The 15,685-nt window shown below is 40.0% G+C and carries 11 protein-coding genes and 1 CRISPR repeat array; of the genes, 9 read left to right on the top strand and 2 right to left on the bottom strand.

What is annotated here, in order from left to right:
* Positions 1-142: 142 nt before the first annotated feature.
* The 8 genes from cas6 to cas2 all read left to right on the top strand — a co-directional run bounded on the left by cas6 (position 143) and on the right by cas2 (position 8,288).
* Entirely contained in the window at positions 143-865 is a 723-nt protein-coding gene (gene cas6 / locus HCJ54_RS02475; RefSeq protein WP_187136510.1) for a CRISPR-associated endoribonuclease Cas6, read from the top strand.
* A gap of 11 nt (positions 866-876) precedes the next feature.
* Positions 877-2,562 carry a type I-B CRISPR-associated protein Cas8b1/Cst1 gene (gene cas8a1, locus HCJ54_RS02470; protein ID WP_187136509.1) on the top strand — a complete coding sequence of 562 codons (1,686 nt, stop codon included), beginning with the start codon at positions 877-879 and terminating at the stop codon, positions 2,560-2,562.
* On the top strand, positions 2,552-3,421 hold the full coding sequence (gene cas7i / locus HCJ54_RS02465) for a type I-B CRISPR-associated protein Cas7/Cst2/DevR (RefSeq protein WP_187136508.1): 870 nt from the start codon (positions 2,552-2,554) through the stop codon (positions 3,419-3,421). The genes cas8a1 and cas7i overlap by 11 nt, the downstream gene beginning before the upstream one ends.
* Entirely contained in the window at positions 3,408-4,181 is a 774-nt protein-coding gene (gene cas5b / locus HCJ54_RS02460) for a type I-B CRISPR-associated protein Cas5b (RefSeq protein ID WP_244966875.1), read from the top strand. Before cas7i ends, cas5b begins: the two co-directional genes overlap by 14 nt.
* A gap of 99 nt (positions 4,182-4,280) precedes the next feature.
* Positions 4,281-6,497: a CRISPR-associated helicase Cas3' gene (gene cas3, locus HCJ54_RS02455; RefSeq protein WP_187136506.1), complete on the top strand. Its 2,217-nt coding sequence runs from the start codon at positions 4,281-4,283 to the stop codon at positions 6,495-6,497.
* A 15-nt stretch (positions 6,498-6,512) separates the two neighbouring features.
* The gene (cas4, locus tag HCJ54_RS02450; RefSeq protein WP_187136505.1) at positions 6,513-7,001 is read left to right on the top strand and encodes a CRISPR-associated protein Cas4; all 489 of its coding nucleotides are present in this window, start codon (positions 6,513-6,515) and stop codon (positions 6,999-7,001) included.
* A 12-nt stretch (positions 7,002-7,013) separates the two neighbouring features.
* The gene (gene cas1b / locus HCJ54_RS02445; RefSeq protein ID WP_187136504.1) at positions 7,014-8,003 is read left to right on the top strand and encodes a type I-B CRISPR-associated endonuclease Cas1b; all 990 of its coding nucleotides are present in this window, start codon (positions 7,014-7,016) and stop codon (positions 8,001-8,003) included.
* Between the two features lie 6 nt (positions 8,004-8,009).
* Positions 8,010-8,288, top strand: coding sequence for a CRISPR-associated endonuclease Cas2 (gene cas2, locus HCJ54_RS02440; RefSeq protein WP_185411561.1), 279 nt, complete (start codon positions 8,010-8,012; stop codon positions 8,286-8,288).
* Between the two features lie 201 nt (positions 8,289-8,489).
* Positions 8,490-10,034: direct repeats of the CRISPR family, unit length 30 nt; unit sequence GTTTTTATCTAAGTAATGTGAAATGTAAAT.
* 210 nt (positions 10,035-10,244) lie between these two features.
* Here cas2 and HCJ54_RS02435 read toward each other — a convergent pair.
* A complete protein-coding gene (locus tag HCJ54_RS02435) occupies positions 10,245-11,510 on the bottom strand; it encodes a Rossmann-fold NAD(P)-binding domain-containing protein (protein WP_187136503.1) in 1,266 nt (421 codons plus the stop codon).
* Positions 11,511-11,647: 137 nt separating this feature from the next.
* Entirely contained in the window at positions 11,648-12,835 is a 1,188-nt protein-coding gene (locus HCJ54_RS02430; protein ID WP_187136502.1) for a class I SAM-dependent rRNA methyltransferase, read from the bottom strand.
* A gap of 257 nt (positions 12,836-13,092) precedes the next feature.
* Here HCJ54_RS02430 and HCJ54_RS02425 point away from each other — a divergent pair, with 257 nt between their 5' ends.
* The gene (locus HCJ54_RS02425) at positions 13,093-15,603 is read left to right on the top strand and encodes a right-handed parallel beta-helix repeat-containing protein (protein WP_187136501.1); all 2,511 of its coding nucleotides are present in this window, start codon (positions 13,093-13,095) and stop codon (positions 15,601-15,603) included.
* Positions 15,604-15,685 lie beyond the last annotated feature (82 nt).

Here is a 15,685-nt window from a genome sequence, read left to right as displayed (position 1 = left end):
TAGGTGTCATTTTTGTGAACATAAAGATAATTTGTTTATAAAAAAGGTAGGTTATCAGATGTAATATACTACGGTTTTATTATATGATAGATCTATAGGGTGGCATGTTGCAAGTCGCCTTACAGACAAAGGGGGTGAGGATTTGAGATTAAAGGTAACGTGTGAATTAAGTGATGAGAGATTTCCACTAAATTTTAGACGTAAGATTTTAATGCTTATTAAAACTGGCATGAAACAAGCACATCCAGAAGTATTTGAAGAATTGTATGGTACAAATAAACAAAAAGATTTTACTTTTGCGGTATATTTCAAAGAAGGTATATTTGGAAAAGATGGGATTACTGTGAAAGGGAGACAACTGATTATTAATTTTTCAACGGGGAATCCAGAATTAGCCATTGTAATTTACAACTCATTCGTCAATTTAAAAAATAGAGCTGTCAAAATTACAGATTTATGCGATTTAAGTGTGCGCCATGTTGACATTGTTAAAATCGCTCCAATAGAAGGTAAAAGTGTCGTTTTTAAAACGCTATCTCCAATTGTTTGTCGAGATCATAATAGAGAAACATTTAAGGATTGGTTCTTTAGCTTTGAAGACGGGGAGTTTGTATCTTTGTTGAAGCGTAATTTGTTGATTAAATTACAGGATGAATATGGCGAATTCATTGCAAAAGACATTGAGAACATGAAGATTACGCCATTGAAAATGAAGAAGACTGTTGCGCTTCATTATGACATCTATATTGCATGTTCTCTTGGTTTAATTGAAGTAGAGGCGCCGAAATATTTGTTGGAGCACATGTTGACAAGCGGCATCGGATCGTTGACTGGCACCGGATTTGGGATGGTAATGCAAGCATAGGAGGTGAAAATATGAGTGAAATAGAATGTCGAGCGAATGATTGGCTGTTTAATGCTGGTCTTGTCGGTTTCATCAATATTGTTGGTAAAAAGAATATTCGGATGGAAGGTCAGAGTGTCTTTTTCGATGAAGCCTTATTGGACGGCTTTGAGGAAAAGTATTTTGATTATTTTATTCGGGAATATGAGAAAACGCTGTCATGGTATAAGATCGTTTCGTTCAAAGTGGAAATGGAGCGACATCGGAAAGCAGATTTTGCAGATTTTGATGAGAAGGCGTTGGAGCGGTTGAATGATTATATTGCGAAAGTGGTGAAACATTATTTAAAAAGTGCAAGTTATGTGAGTGAATACCCGCTTATTGATGCCTCAGTTGACCCTGCCCAGTGGGGGAAAAATCTTGCCAAAGTTGGATTGCTGAAAAAGAGGGAAACGTTTGAGGAGAAGCGATCCGAAATCATCCAAGAAGTGAAGCAAGTCTATCCGAAATTAGATCAGATTATTGCTTTTTGTGAAAGTGATAAAGGTAAGAAATATTTGGCGGCTAAAAATGTGATTTATACGATCATTAATAATGGCTGGAAAGGCATCAGTTTCCTGAATCCACAGACGAAAGAAAAGGATTGCTATGTGGATTATCGTACTACATTCATAGACCCAGCCAAAGAATACTGTGAAATTGATAAAATAGATCCAAATTATCGTTGTTCGACATGCAATAAACCGATTAAACGAATGAAATTCAATCTTAGATTTTTAAATGAAATAGGGTTTGATGTAGGAAAGAAAAGTTCGCATGTGTGGGATTTTTATAATGATGTAGAAATTTGTGCAGTTTGCAAAATGATTTATTCCTGCGTCCCAGCTGGATTTACTTATGTTTATGGCAACGGTATTTTCATCAATGATTCGGTTAGCGCGGAAGCCTTGCATGAGGTGAATGAGAAAATACGCTATGAAATATTGCATAATCATGAAGATTCCTTGACGCAGACAAGTCCGTATCGTGCGCTGATTGAGGCGATTACTAATCAAATTGAGGATAAGCGGCACTACGAGTTAGCAGATATCCAAGTGGTTCGTTACGAAAATGAGAAATATCGCTTCAACATCTTATCCAAGCGCGCGTTGAATATTTTTCATGACTCCAAAAACGCTTTAAAAATGATTCAAAAATGTGGTTTTAAAGAAGGTACGTTGAACGTTAATTTCTATCAAGAAACGGTTCGCCGTCTGATGAATAATGAGAATTTATTTACATTTATCCACAAAGCGATGTATTTAAAAGTGACGAATGTGAGTAATACATATTATCATATGGGGCACGTCGGCAGTTTGCTTGAAATCAATACGAATTTTCTAAAGGAGATAGAGGCGATGACTGAGATTTCGAAAGGTCGGATTTGGCATATTAACAAGTGCGGGAATGAGTTTAAGAAGGCGTATCCAGAGCATAAGCGTGGCGGGTTTAACTACAAAATGTTGAACGCGTTGAAAACAAACAATCGTGATGCGTTTATGGACATTATTCTAAACAGCTATTCGTATTTAGGCAAGACGATTCCAGATTTTTTCTTAGAATCTTTTACGAGTGATGAGACGTTTAAAACGGTCGGTTATGCCTTTATGGTTGGTGTGAACGGTGCGATAGAGAGCGATGACAAAGATAAAGATGGAGGAAATGACAATGAAAAGTAAAGGCCTAGCAATGACAATCATTTTTCAAGCAGAAAGCGCAAACTATGGGGAGAGTCTAGGGAATATCTCGGCGCTCAAAAAAATATCTCGCAACAATGGTGACCAATACACGTACATTTCTCGCCAAGCGATTCGTTACAATATGATGGAGCAGGTTGGTGAGAAGCCTGCCCCAGTCAAGGCGGAAGGTAGTGGAGACAAGAAGGTAATTCAGTTCTTGAGTGAAGCAACGATCACAGATTTTCCAGAACTTGATTTCTTCGGTTACTTAAAAACGGAAAAGGGAACACAAGGGCAAAAACGTTCGGCAAAAGTACGACTGTCAAATGCGATTTCGCTAGAGACTTTTAAAGCGGATCTGGATTTCCTGACGAATAAAGGACAAGCGGATAAAGTTGGCGAAAACATGAACATCGCGCAAGCAGAGATTCATCGTTCTTACTACCGCTATACGGTGACAATCGACCTCGATCAAATCGGAATCGATGGACAAACCCAAATCGACAACAAGGAAAAAAGCCGTCGCGTGCAAAAATTAATGGATACGATTGCGTTCTTGTATCGTGATATTCGCGGTCGTCGTGAGGACTTGAAACCGCTATTTATCATCGGTGGCGTGTACGATGTGAAGAACCCTGTTTTCCAAAATGTCGTGGATATCAAGGATAATAAAGTCCTCGTCGACAATATTCTTGGTGTGTTGGATTATAGCGGCATCAAAGAAAATACCAAATGTGGTGTGATTGACGGGCAATTCGAGAACACGTCTGAGATTAAAAAAGCACTAAATGCCGAATCTGTGCCTGCTTTCTTCAATGATCTTAAAGAAAAGATTGATGCATATTATGAAAGCAATTAGGATTAAATTATGGCAGGATTTAGTGAATTATAAAAAGCCGACGAGTTTTCAATTAAAGGAAACATACCCGTTGCCGCCGTATTCGACGGTGATCGGGATGGTGCATACGATGTGTGGGTTTACAAGTTATCATCCGATGGAAATCAGTATTCAAGGAAAGTATTTTTCCAAGGTGAACGATTTGTACACGCGGTATGAATTTAAGAATGGCATGACGTATGACGAGAAACGTCATCAGTTAAAAGTCGGTGATTATGGCGTGGGTCGGGGGATTGCAACGGCGGAGCTGCTTGTGGATGTCGAACTACTTCTGCATGTGATTCCGGAAGATCAAAGCTTGGTTCCGACGATCGCCGAAGCTTTCGAAACGCCGCAAGAGTATCCATCGCTTGGTCGCCGTGAAGATATTGCGACGATCCAAGAGGTGAAGGTGGTTTCGTTTGAGCGAAATGTACGATTTAAAAAGAATATATCGGTAGACCGGGGCTATGGAGCATATATTCCTGTGAAAGATGTGGAAGATAAGTTAGTGATTTTCGGGCAACGTTCGAATATAGGGAGGCGCAATAATTTAGGAACAAGGTATTTATTGACTAGTACGTATGAGTTGATCAATAGGGGAACAGCCAAGGCTCCTAAAATGTTTCGGAATTGGCTAAAAAAGGATGTTTTTTATGCTACTGATGTTACCGTATCATCTCGAAGATTCTATTCAAAAGATGAGGATGATAAGTTAATGTTTGTTAGAATGGAAGAGTAAATAGAGCTTGGGCAAATCTGTATATGATCAATATAACCGGTATTGGTAAGGTTATCCGAAGTCATTTAGTTTGTCCAAGCTTTTTAGGAGTTGATGGGAATGAATCAATACTTAGCAAAATCAGATCCGATAGAAACGATACAAAACCACACTAATGATTTATTAAAAAACTATGAACTATTGCAAAAAATTTATCCAGATATTGAAGTGGATTGGTACTTGTTAGACTTAGCATGTTTAATACATGATCTTGGAAAAATGAATACATCTTTTCAAAGTAAGATATCTGGCGGGAGAACTAATAAAAATGAAATTACACATGGCTATCTATCGGTAGCATTTGTTCCGTTTGAGAAATTGGAGGATAGGGGCTATTCAGAGGATGAGATTAGAATCCTTTTTCAAGTAATTGCAAGGCATCATGAAAGGAAGTTTCCGCGAGCAAAAGATGTTTGGAAAGAAGAAATTTCTAAACTGGAGCTAGAATGGAATGATTTTGAATATGGTGATTTGAAAAAGAAATTAGAATACCATATTGCCGATGAAATTCCTGAGATATATTTTCATATTAATGATCAAATTTTTGAGAATGATGGTGCGCCGTTTGAAACATTCCGGCAATACGTCCTCCTAAAAGGTCTCCTAAACCGCATTGATTTCGCGGCAAGTGCTGATATTGACGTTGAAAAGCCCAACGATTTTTTAGAAGCGGCGATGACGGAGCAGATGAGTGCATTTCGGAAGCAAAATCCTGACGCTGATTGGAAACCCTTACAAAAATATATGCAGGCGCACCAAGAGGAGAACGTGATTGTTGTGGCGGAAACGGGCATGGGGAAAACGGAGGCTGGGTTGCTTTGGCTAGGAAACAATAAAGGCTTCTTCACGTTGCCTTTGCGGACGGCGATCAACGCGATTTATAGCAGGTTAATGGATAGCGAAACGGGCATTGTGAGGGAGCAACAGACGGATCGCGTTGGGTTGCTTCATTCGGAAACTTACGGTCAGTATTTGATTCACGAGCCAGAGATAGAAGCTATGGATATTGAGGACTACTTTACGAAAACGCGCCAAATGTCGCTTCCGATCACGGTTTGTACATTGGATCAGCTTTTTGATTTTGTGTTTCGTTATGCGGGATTTGAGCCGAAGCTGGCGACGCTTTCTTATTCCAAGGTCATTATCGATGAGGTGCAGATGTACTCGCCAGACTTGTTGGCCTACCTCATTGTTGGGCTTTCTTACATCCAAAAAGTGGGCGGTAAATTCACGATTTTGACGGCGACTTTACCGGGAATTATTCCGGATCTTTTGGCCGAAGAGGGCGTTACTTTTACGCGTGCGGAGGAGGACTTTATTTCTGATCGGGTACGCCATAGTCTAAAAGTTATTCACGAGCCGATTAGCAGCGCGTTTATTAGTGCGTTTTATGAGGACAATCGGATTTTGGTGATTTGTAATACGGTGCGGGTTGCGAAGGCTATGTATGAGGAGCTCGTTGAGGCTCACGGCGATGCGGAGGTTCACTTGCTTCATAGTCAGTTTATTAAACGTGACCGTACTGCGAAAGAAGACGCGATTTTATCGGATGGGCAAAAAGGGAGCTCTAGGCCTTGTATTTGGGTCGCAACGCAGGTTGTGGAGGCTTCGCTTGATATTGATGTTGACATTTTGTTTACCGAGTTGTCTGATGTGAACGGTCTTTTTCAGCGGATGGGGCGGTGTTACCGGAATCGGGAGCTGGATGTGGCGACGAATGTGTATGTGTTTGACGTGGAATGTTCGGGTTTGAGACCGCGGGGCTTTATCGATGCGCAAATTCATGAGAACTCGAGGGCGTTGTTGCAAGATGTGGACGGCGCGGTTTCGGAGGCCCAGAAGTTGGCGATGATTGATCGGGTTTACTCGACGGAGGCGCTTGAGGGCAGCGAGTACTATGAGAAAGTGAAGGGCGATATAGATTACGTGAAATCTTTTGGTACGTATGAACTGGATAAGAACGAAGTGAAGAAGCGATTCCGTGATATTAACTCGGTTGCTGCGATTCCAAAGCCGATTTTTGCTGAAAATGAAGCCGAAATTAGAGGCTACATCGAGACGATAAAAACAAAAGGCCTGGATCGTAAAACGAAGATGAGGGCGCGAACGATGCTCTCTGCGTTCATGCTGGACGTGCCAGGTTATATTTTTGAAAAAGGGAAATCGGACGCCATCAAGATTAATGACTATGAAAAAGTGACTATTTTTGATTGTGATTATGACACAGGCCTTGGTTTGACGCCAAAAGATCGAGAGAAAGAGAGTCAGTTTTTCTAGTAGGAGGGCAGGGCAATGAGAATTAGCGGGACGCATGTGTATTATTATTTTGTATGTCAGCGCAAATTATGGTGTTTTGCGAAGGCGATTCGGATGGAGCATTTGGATGAGAATGTGCAGTTGGGCAAGTTGCTTGATGAATCGAGCTATACGCGTGATTCTGGTCAGGTGATGATTGATGAGACGGTGAACATTGATTTTATCCGCGATTGGAAGGTTTTGCATGAGGTCAAGAAAAGCCGGGCCATTGAGGAGGCGGGAATTTGGCAGTTGAAGTATTACATTTATTTTCTGCGTGAAAAAGGGATTGCGATCGAAAATGGCGTGATCGATTATCCGAAACTGCGCCGCCGAGAAGAAGCGACGCTTTCACCGGAAGATTCGGAGGAATTAGTGCTGATTTTGGCGGATATTGAAAAAATTTGCGCGCAAAATACGCCACCGCATGTGATCGACAAGCCGATTTGCAAAAAATGCGCGTACTTTGAGTATTGCTATATTTGAAAGGAGACATGTATGGAGAGCTATTATTTGTTTTCAAATGGCGAGTTGAAGCGGAAGGATAATGTTGTCCGGCTAACGGCGCCAGATGGCAAGTTTAAAGATTTAAAAGTCGAGATGACGCGCGAAATTTTTCTGTTTGGGGAAGTGGATTTAAATACGAAATGTTTGAATTATATCGGCCAACTTGGAATCCCGGTGCATATTTTTAATTATTATGGGTTTTATAGTGGCAGTTATTATCCGCGCGAATCCAATGTTTCTGGGGAATTGCTCGTGGCTCAAGTGTCGCATTATGTGGATGAGTTGCTTCGTCATGCGATTGCGGTTCAATTGGTGGAAAGCGCTTCGTTTAATATTTTGCGGAACTTAAGGTATTATCGTCAGCGTGAGAAAGATGTGGACGGGGCGATGGAAGAAATCAAGGCGTTGCGGAGGAAAATTGCGAAGACGCAGAACGTGCCCGAGTTGATGGGCATCGAGGGGAATATTCGCAAAGTGTACTACAGTGCTTGGCAGGCAATTATTAACCAAGAAATCGATTTTGAAAAACGAGTGAAGCGGCCACCGGATAATATGATTAATACGTTGATTTCATATGTAAATTCTTTGGTGTATTCGAGCTGTTTGACGGAGATTTATAAAACGCAATTAAATCCAGCGATCAGTTATTTGCATAGCGCGGGGGAGCGGCGATTTTCGCTTTGTTTGGATATTTCGGAGGTGTTTAAGCCGCTGATTGCCGATCGGATTATTTTCAGCATGTTGAACAAGAATATTATTACAGAGAAAGACTTTGAAAAAGAAGCTAATTTTTGCTATATGAAGAAAGAAGCGCGGCAGAAAATTTTGCAGGCGTACGATTTGCGGATGAAGGAAACGGTGAAACATCGGGATTTAGGACGAAATGTTTCCTATCGGCATCTGATTCGGCTGGAGTGCTATAAACTAATCAAGCACGTGATGAACGATAAGAATTACGAAGGATTCAAGATTTGGTGGTGAATGGCGATGTATATTATCTTGATTTACGATATAACACAGGACAATGGTGGCGCAAAAGTATCGCGAAACATTTTTAAAATCTGTAAAAAATACTTAACGCATGTTCAAAAATCAGTTTTTGAGGGGGAAATCACGCCACCGTTGTTAGTGAAATTACGGATGGAGTTAGATCAATACATTCGTGAGGAAGAAGATTCGGTGATTGTATTCTCTAGTAGGCAGGAAAGATGGTTGGAGAAGGAGTTTTGGGGAGCAGCAGATGAAAAAACGTCGAACTTTTTCTAAGGGGTGAAAAAATCTGTCGACCTCCAGTAGCGTAAAAACATTGGGGGATCGACAGATTTTGATAAAGTGTTGGGGTAGAATGGGTTTCGCGATTTAGAGGGGAAAGGTAGGATGAATTTGTAGTGCGAAATTTGTTTTTTGGTGGAGGTCGACAGATTAGGGGTCTTGAGGTATGATGGGAGTAGGCTCGAAATAGCACGGGTTTTTATCTAAGTAATGTGAAATGTAAATTGAGCGGGTCGCCTACGTGTATATCGTTATGGTAAGTTTTTATCTAAGTAATGTGAAATGTAAATCTAGCACACCGCTTATAAAACTTGCATCATAATTCGTTTTTATCTAAGTAATGTGAAATGTAAATTTTTTTCTCCGATTAAAGCTTCAATAACTAACGCTGTTTTTATCTAAGTAATGTGAAATGTAAATTCCGTTGTGAATCATGTCTACAGTACACTCTAGACTGTTTTTATCTAAGTAATGTGAAATGTAAATCAAGAAGTGGAGTTCTTTTTTTGTAGCTCTTGTACTGTTTTTATCTAAGTAATGTGAAATGTAAATGTACGCCCGGCTCTGTTCCTGCATCGTCTTCGCCTCCGTTTTTATCTAAGTAATGTGAAATGTAAATCAATGTGGACACTCGCTTATTGGCGCTTTTTGCTCGTGTTTTTATCTAAGTAATGTGAAATGTAAATGTCAGAAATTAGATGAGGCAAAAGCGGCAGAAAAAGTTTTTATCTAAGTAATGTGAAATGTAAATAGGACAAACTCGCTTCATACTTAGAGCGCTGGAATGGTTTTTATCTAAGTAATGTGAAATGTAAATACTGAATTAAAAGAACTCAAGCAATGGTGCGCTTAGTTTTTATCTAAGTAATGTGAAATGTAAATCTACCATTCGTGATACTATTTATCCATAGCGAAATAAAGTTTTTATCTAAGTAATGTGAAATGTAAATTAGCTTGGGAAAGCTTTTTATTCATTTCTTCGTTTCGTTTTTATCTAAGTAATGTGAAATGTAAATTGTTTTGGATAATTTGTTATCAGATTGCACACTTGGGTTTTTATCTAAGTAATGTGAAATGTAAATCACAATTGCATCATTTGCTCCTACATACTTTTGTTGTTTTTATCTAAGTAATGTGAAATGTAAATTAACGTCTCTCACCTTGCCATCTTTCATTTACAAAAGTTTTTATCTAAGTAATGTGAAATGTAAATTCTTACCACCTCCTATTTCTTTTTAAAGTTTTTAAGGTTTTTATCTAAGTAATGTGAAATGTAAATCACAATACACGCTGTTTACTCATAGCATCTTGAAGTTTTTATCTAAGTAATGTGAAATGTAAATTTCGTATCAGGCTACGGGCAGGATTATACAGGAAAAGGTTTTTATCTAAGTAATGTGAAATGTAAATAAGCTCATGATAAATTTTTGAAGCATCATCCCGCATGTTTTTATCTAAGTAATGTGAAATGTAAATATAAGTTTAGAAAACGCTTCTACACGGTCATCTTTGAGTTTTTATCTAAGTAATGTGAAATGTAAATCCGATCGGATACACCGAGATAGACAGCTATTTCTTCGTTTTTATCTAAGTAATGTGAAATGTAAATAAGAAAAGACCGCCGATTGTTAAAATCGCTAGCCAAGTTTTTATCTAAGTAATGTGAAATGTAAATTTCATTCAGAGTATCGGTTGGTGTTCGATAGGTGCGTTTTTATCTAAGTAATGTGAAATGTAAATTGGCCTGAACGTAGCCACTGCGGTAAGGTTTGCCGTGTTTTTATCTAAGTAATATCTAAATCATGAACATGTGGCAGGATTCGCTTTAAACCTGCGTTTTCTCCAAGCAATATGAAAAACGAGTGAAACATAAGCAATCAAAAAACACCCAGCCAAGACATACAGTGTCTCTTAGCTAGGTGGTTTTTCTCGTGTCCCGTCTCCCGCTTTTTAGTCGCGTAGAGCTTTGCCTAAATATAGACCACTGCAAGCTGCGTGTGACAGTGAGTGCGTGACTCCGGAGCAATCACCAATAAAGAACAGGTTAGGAACGTCAGATTCGAATGAAATATCGGTATGGATTTCGGGCCCTAATTCTTTCGTATCATAGCAATATAATAATGTGTTTCCATCTATTTTAGACTGTGAAACCTGCTCTAAGCAATGAAAAAAAGCAATCGTTTCTTTTAATAAATCATCCAAAATTATGTCGGCGGCAAAATCTGATTCGTACGGTAATGTCCCCTCGATTTTCTTTCTGGGTTTAAATTCGGAAGATAGGGAGTGAAGGGGGTAGCCAATGATTCTGCCTCTATCTTGGTTGATTTTGTGGAATAGAGGGTCAAGATATGCATTCATTTGTGCTTCATTATCGAAGTGATAGGGGCGAAATAGTGTGAAGTTTAAATTGTTACTTGGTTTATCTTCTCTACAATTTTGACCATCTGGTGTCACTCGTCCATGTAAATTTCTTTTAATTACCCGCCCAAATTTATTCATGCAATAGCTATATAAATGACCACTTCTCATTTTGACTTCTAAATTATTTTGTAGTATTGGATCCAATGCCTCACTTAGGGTCTCGATGCGAAAACCGATATCTATCCTTTTTTTCTGATAGGCAAGTCCTAGTTCCGCCAAACTGTTGTCAAGAGAAGGATTCTTTTTTGAACCGGTAGCAATAATCACTTTTTTGGAGTAAAAAACATGGTTTTCTGAAGTGGTAATGCGAAATGTATCATCGGTTTTCTCTAGGTTGGTTACTGCATTATTAAAAAGGAACTCGATTCTATTGGACAAGTGAGCAAATATATTCGTATACACTTCTTTCGAAAGCTTGGTGCCGAGATGCTTTGTTGGGCAGTCTAAAAAATGTATCGGTGAGTCGCCTTCACGAGACAGGTGGCTGTCTGCATCGGATTGGTATTTTAAGGCAGATTGTCCGCCAAACGTATTTATTATTTCTTCCACTTCGGATAGTTGCTTACGTACTAACTTGTCTCCAATTTTGCTACTTAAATTACTACCCAAATAAGGAGAAAAATTATACTTTCCTTCTGACAATCCTAAACCGCCAAAACCGGAGGCAGAAGGTTTTTCAAGCCGCTCTTCTATGCTAGGACCTGAATCAATGGCCAGAATTTTTTGCTTATCATCTAATTTCAACATCGTAAAAATACTGCTCACTCCAGCGCCGATTATTACTATATCGTACATGTTATTCACTCCTTGCTGTAAACTCATTTTTAAATAAGGTTAACATCATGAACGCGAAATTGCAATGGATTTGAGTGAAATATAATAAAAGCACCTAGTCTAGGCATTTTACAGGCCATGATTAGATGCTTTTTTAACTATTCTACTTCTAAAAACAATACCTTCAAATAGTTGCCTTCTTTAAAACTACTCCGCGTTGCAAAGTCTGCGGGTAGCGTAAATTGCTCCACAATTCGATATTTCCGTCCTTGATGCTGAAACGCTTCTTGCACAACTTGCTTAAACTTTTCCATGCCATACCCGGCGTAATTGGTCGATGCGACAATGATGCCATTCGGATTCGTGATCGCGATGCTTTCCTCCAACAATTTCCCGTAGTCTTTTGCAACGCTGAATGTTGTTTTTTTCGTGCGGGCGAAGCTTGGTGGGTCTAAAATCACCATGTCGAATGCCAACGCTTTACGATTCGCGTATTTGAAATATTGGAAAACGTCTTCGGCCATAATCGTGTGTGCCGTTGGGTCAAGTTCGTTGACGCTAAATTGTTCGCGGGTTTTGGGAATGCTACGGTTGGCAACGTCGACATTGGTTGTGTGAGCGGCTCCGCCAAATGCTGCGGCAATCGAGAAGGCGCCTGTATAAGAAAATGTATTCAAAACTGTCCGACCTGCTGCATATGTGTCGCAAATGGTTTTGCGAACGTCACGTTGATCCAGGAAAATCCCCGTCATCGCACCATCGTTCAAATACACCGCGTAATTAATCCCATTTTCCTTTACAATTAGTGGTTCAGGAGCTGTCTCACCTTCTAAAAAGTCGTCGCTTTCCAAGTATTGTCCTTTTTCATCGAATCGGCGTTTTTCGTAAATACCACGCGTATCAATCGCGCGCTTAAGTGCGGCGATAAGCATCTGCTTCCACTTATAAATCCCGTTACTGTACCATTGCAAGACGAGAAAACCATCATAATAATCGACCGTCAGACCGCCGAGACCGTCGCCTTCACCGTTAAAAATCCGAAAGGCAGTCGTCGCCTCGTCATGAAAGAAGGCTTGCCGTTTCGCAAAGGCTTCTTTAAAAAGCGTGACAAAAAAAGCTTGATCAAGCGCTTGTTCGGCGTCATACGTTAGCAGCCAACCAATCCCTTTATTCTGATTTCCATGGTAGGCTTTTGCGATAAAACGATTGGCCTCATCTGTCAGGCGCAACACCGTTCCTTCTGCCACATCAGGCCAAGCGACAACCGCTTCTTTTGTCAGCAAGGGATAGCCTTGTATGTATTGTCGCGCCGATTTTTTCTTTATTTTAATCGTTATTTCCTGCATCCTGCTTCATCCTCATTTTAAAAAGTAATACATCCACTATATCATAAAATAAAGAGGCAAAAACGAAATTGTGACGAAAACTTCATAATTATTTCCTAGGAAGCGGAAGTATTTAACTTTTAATATAGCGGAACGTGCTATTATTTTAGTGAAAGGAAATTTTGGGAAAAAGGGGGTTTTGAATGTAACGGCAAATAATAACGGTTGTAACTTCGAAAAATTAGGCAGTCTATCCAAAAATAGGGAGGATGTTTTATTTGAAGAAACTACTTTTTACGTTACTTATTGTTGCTTTATGTTCGGTTTATGTGAAGGAGGTTCAGGCAGTATCAGAGGCGAAAACGATAGATATGAGTGAAATTGTAATCGCTAACAATAGGGGCTTAGCGGACCAAAATGCTTCTCGTTGGAATGAACTGATGCGAAAGCTTGATAGCACGCAACACACGACGATTTATGTTCCTAAAGGGGTGTATTATTTTAGCCAGACATTGGGGATACCATCCAATGTGACGGTGACTGGGGAGAAGAATGCAGAGGGAGTGAGCGAGTCTTCGTTAGTTTTTACTCAAGTGGTTCGTGGGATTGCGACGCGTTTTCCATTGAACGAAATGAAAGCGCATACGATTAGTCTGGAGAATTTACAAATAAGCTATACTGACGACGCATCGGATGAGAGATCTGGAACGCTTATTGACTTTGGCGCGGGCTACGAAGAGAAGAATTATGAGGATTATCAAGTTCTGGATACGTTGAACATCGAGAATTGCGTGATTGATGCGAAGAAAAAGGGAAATTCCACGGTTTACCTTGGTAGAGTAACGAACGCCACGATTACGCACAATATCATCAAGAATTCAGGTTTGCAAAATGGCATCGGGCTAGAATTTTCCAAGAATGTGCGAATTTATGATAACGATTTGTCGGATCTTGGCCGGTCTGGGATTCAGATGTATAAATTTAATGGCAGTAAGGCGGAACCGATTGTTATCGAGAAAAATCGGATTACAAATTGGATGCAGCGTTATGGGTATGCGCATTTTAAGACGAAGTATGAGGCGGGCATTCCAGTGGATGTGATGAATGATTCGGGAATTGATAGTTATGGACCACAAAATGAGAATTTCATCATTAAAGATAATGTTTTGACGGCTGGTCGGGTTAATAGTGAGAATCCAAACAACACGAAAATTAGAATGGATTATAGTGAGGAAGTGTATCCAGAAAATATGATTTTCTATACGGGGATTCGTTTGTGCGGTGTCATGGATGCGCTTGTGACAGGCAATCAGGTGGATTTAAAGGGGCGCGATATTTTCACGATGGTCTACATCAATAGTCGGGAGAAAGAGGATAGTACGGGGATAATTTCGACGAAGCCAAGCAATATTTCGATCGACCAAAATAAATTCCAAGCGGAGGGAAATGTTCGCTACCCAGTTCGCATTTTTGAAGGGGATGTGGCTACGAATGATAAGGAAAAAGGCATATCGTTCACGAAGAATGACTTTTTGGTGGAAGGAAAACTTGTAAACAATGGTTATTATTCCTTTTTCACGATTAGTTCGGCTACGAAGAGGCTGTTGCTGATTGGCAATACAATCACGATGGGGACGCGGATGGATCATTTGGTTTCGGTCAGCGATGTTGCATACAACGGTACGCAAGTGAAGCTGGATGAGTTAGTTGCTGTGAATAACACGCGAAATAGTGCACTGGAAAATACGGTGCGTGGGAACATCGGCACGACTGACTACGCTTACTTTGTGCAGGATAAGCCACTTTTCACGAATACAAATCTCTACACTGGGCAATATCGTGAGCCGATTTGGAAGATCCGACTTTTGAAAAATTCTCAGGTGGTGAAGCAAGCAGATACAGATGTAGTTACCAAAACCTATACTTTTAAAGGGTTAGATACGCTTGTGGTGAATGATGGTAGTAAGTACGAGCTCGTCGGTGTGAATGAGAGTTATAAAGAAGTGATTCGGATACCGCTCACAGTGCGCTCTATGCTGGATGTTCCGGCCTATATTATCGGGACGAATGAATATACTGGGACATACGGTTCAACAATTACTAGAGTGCGACTTTTTAAGGATAATGTGGTGATCAAGCAGGCAGATACGGACGGAGAAAACTATGTGCTAAAAGAGATGAGACGTTTGATTCAAAATGATGGAAGTAAGTATGAAATGGTAGGTTTGGATAAAAATTTCGCAGAGGTAATCCGTGTGCCGCTGGAAGTAAAATCGGTCTTGGATGTTCCGGAATACACAGTTGGGCAGAAGGAATTTAGTGGAGGATACCGAGATAATATCCGAGTCGTTCGGCTGATGAAGGATGGCAAAGCTGTGAAGCAAGCAGATATCGACGCGACAACACAAAAATATATATTAAAGGGATTAGAGAATATCATATTGGCAGATGGAGCTAAATATGAAGTAGTGGGATTTGATGCGACGTACAAAGAAGTAGTTCGTATCGATTTGAAAGTGAACGTGTTAAAGGTCGGGGTTACCCAGAATGTTTACACGCTCGGTACTAGTGAAAATAAGGGGAGCTATGAGGGGCCAATTTTGCGGGTGCGTTTGCTCAAAAATAATGTACCCGTTAAACAGGCCGATATGGATCAAGTTTCCCAAACATATGTGTTAAAAGGCTTGGATGCGATCGTGAAAAATGACGGAAGTAAGTATGAATTGGTGGGGATTGATGAATATTTTAAGGAGATTGTTAGAGTAGATTTTGTTGTTGGGGGCCTGTAAAAATATAGACGGAATGGGGTTTTCATAGTTATATGGAAATCCTTTTTTTTTTAAAACAACAAATGTGTCAAAAAATACATAA

Source organism: Listeria grandensis (genome assembly GCF_014322885.1).
Classification (GTDB): domain Bacteria; phylum Bacillota; class Bacilli; order Lactobacillales; family Listeriaceae; genus Listeria_A; species Listeria_A grandensis.
Note: the sequence above shows the minus strand (reverse complement) of the source record. Positions and strands in the feature narration are given on the sequence as shown.

Bases quoted from the DNA above. Each gene is read 5' to 3' on its own strand.
- cas8a1 (WP_187136509.1), top strand. From the start codon at position 877: ATGAGTGAAATAGAATGTCGAGCGAATGATTGGCTGTTTAATGCTGGT.
- cas7i (WP_187136508.1), top strand. From the start codon at position 2,552: ATGAAAAGTAAAGGCCTAGCAATGACAATCATTTTTCAAGCAGAAAGC.
- cas5b (WP_244966875.1), top strand. From the start codon at position 3,408: ATGAAAGCAATTAGGATTAAATTATGGCAGGATTTAGTGAATTATAAA.
- cas3 (WP_187136506.1), top strand. From the start codon at position 4,281: ATGAATCAATACTTAGCAAAATCAGATCCGATAGAAACGATACAAAAC.
- cas4 (WP_187136505.1), top strand. From the start codon at position 6,513: ATGAGAATTAGCGGGACGCATGTGTATTATTATTTTGTATGTCAGCGC.
- cas1b (WP_187136504.1), top strand. From the start codon at position 7,014: ATGGAGAGCTATTATTTGTTTTCAAATGGCGAGTTGAAGCGGAAGGAT.
- cas2 (WP_185411561.1), top strand. From the start codon at position 8,010: ATGTATATTATCTTGATTTACGATATAACACAGGACAATGGTGGCGCA.
- HCJ54_RS02435 (WP_187136503.1), bottom strand. From the start codon at position 11,510: ATGTACGATATAGTAATAATCGGCGCTGGAGTGAGCAGTATTTTTACG.
- HCJ54_RS02430 (WP_187136502.1), bottom strand. From the start codon at position 12,835: ATGCAGGAAATAACGATTAAAATAAAGAAAAAATCGGCGCGACAATAC.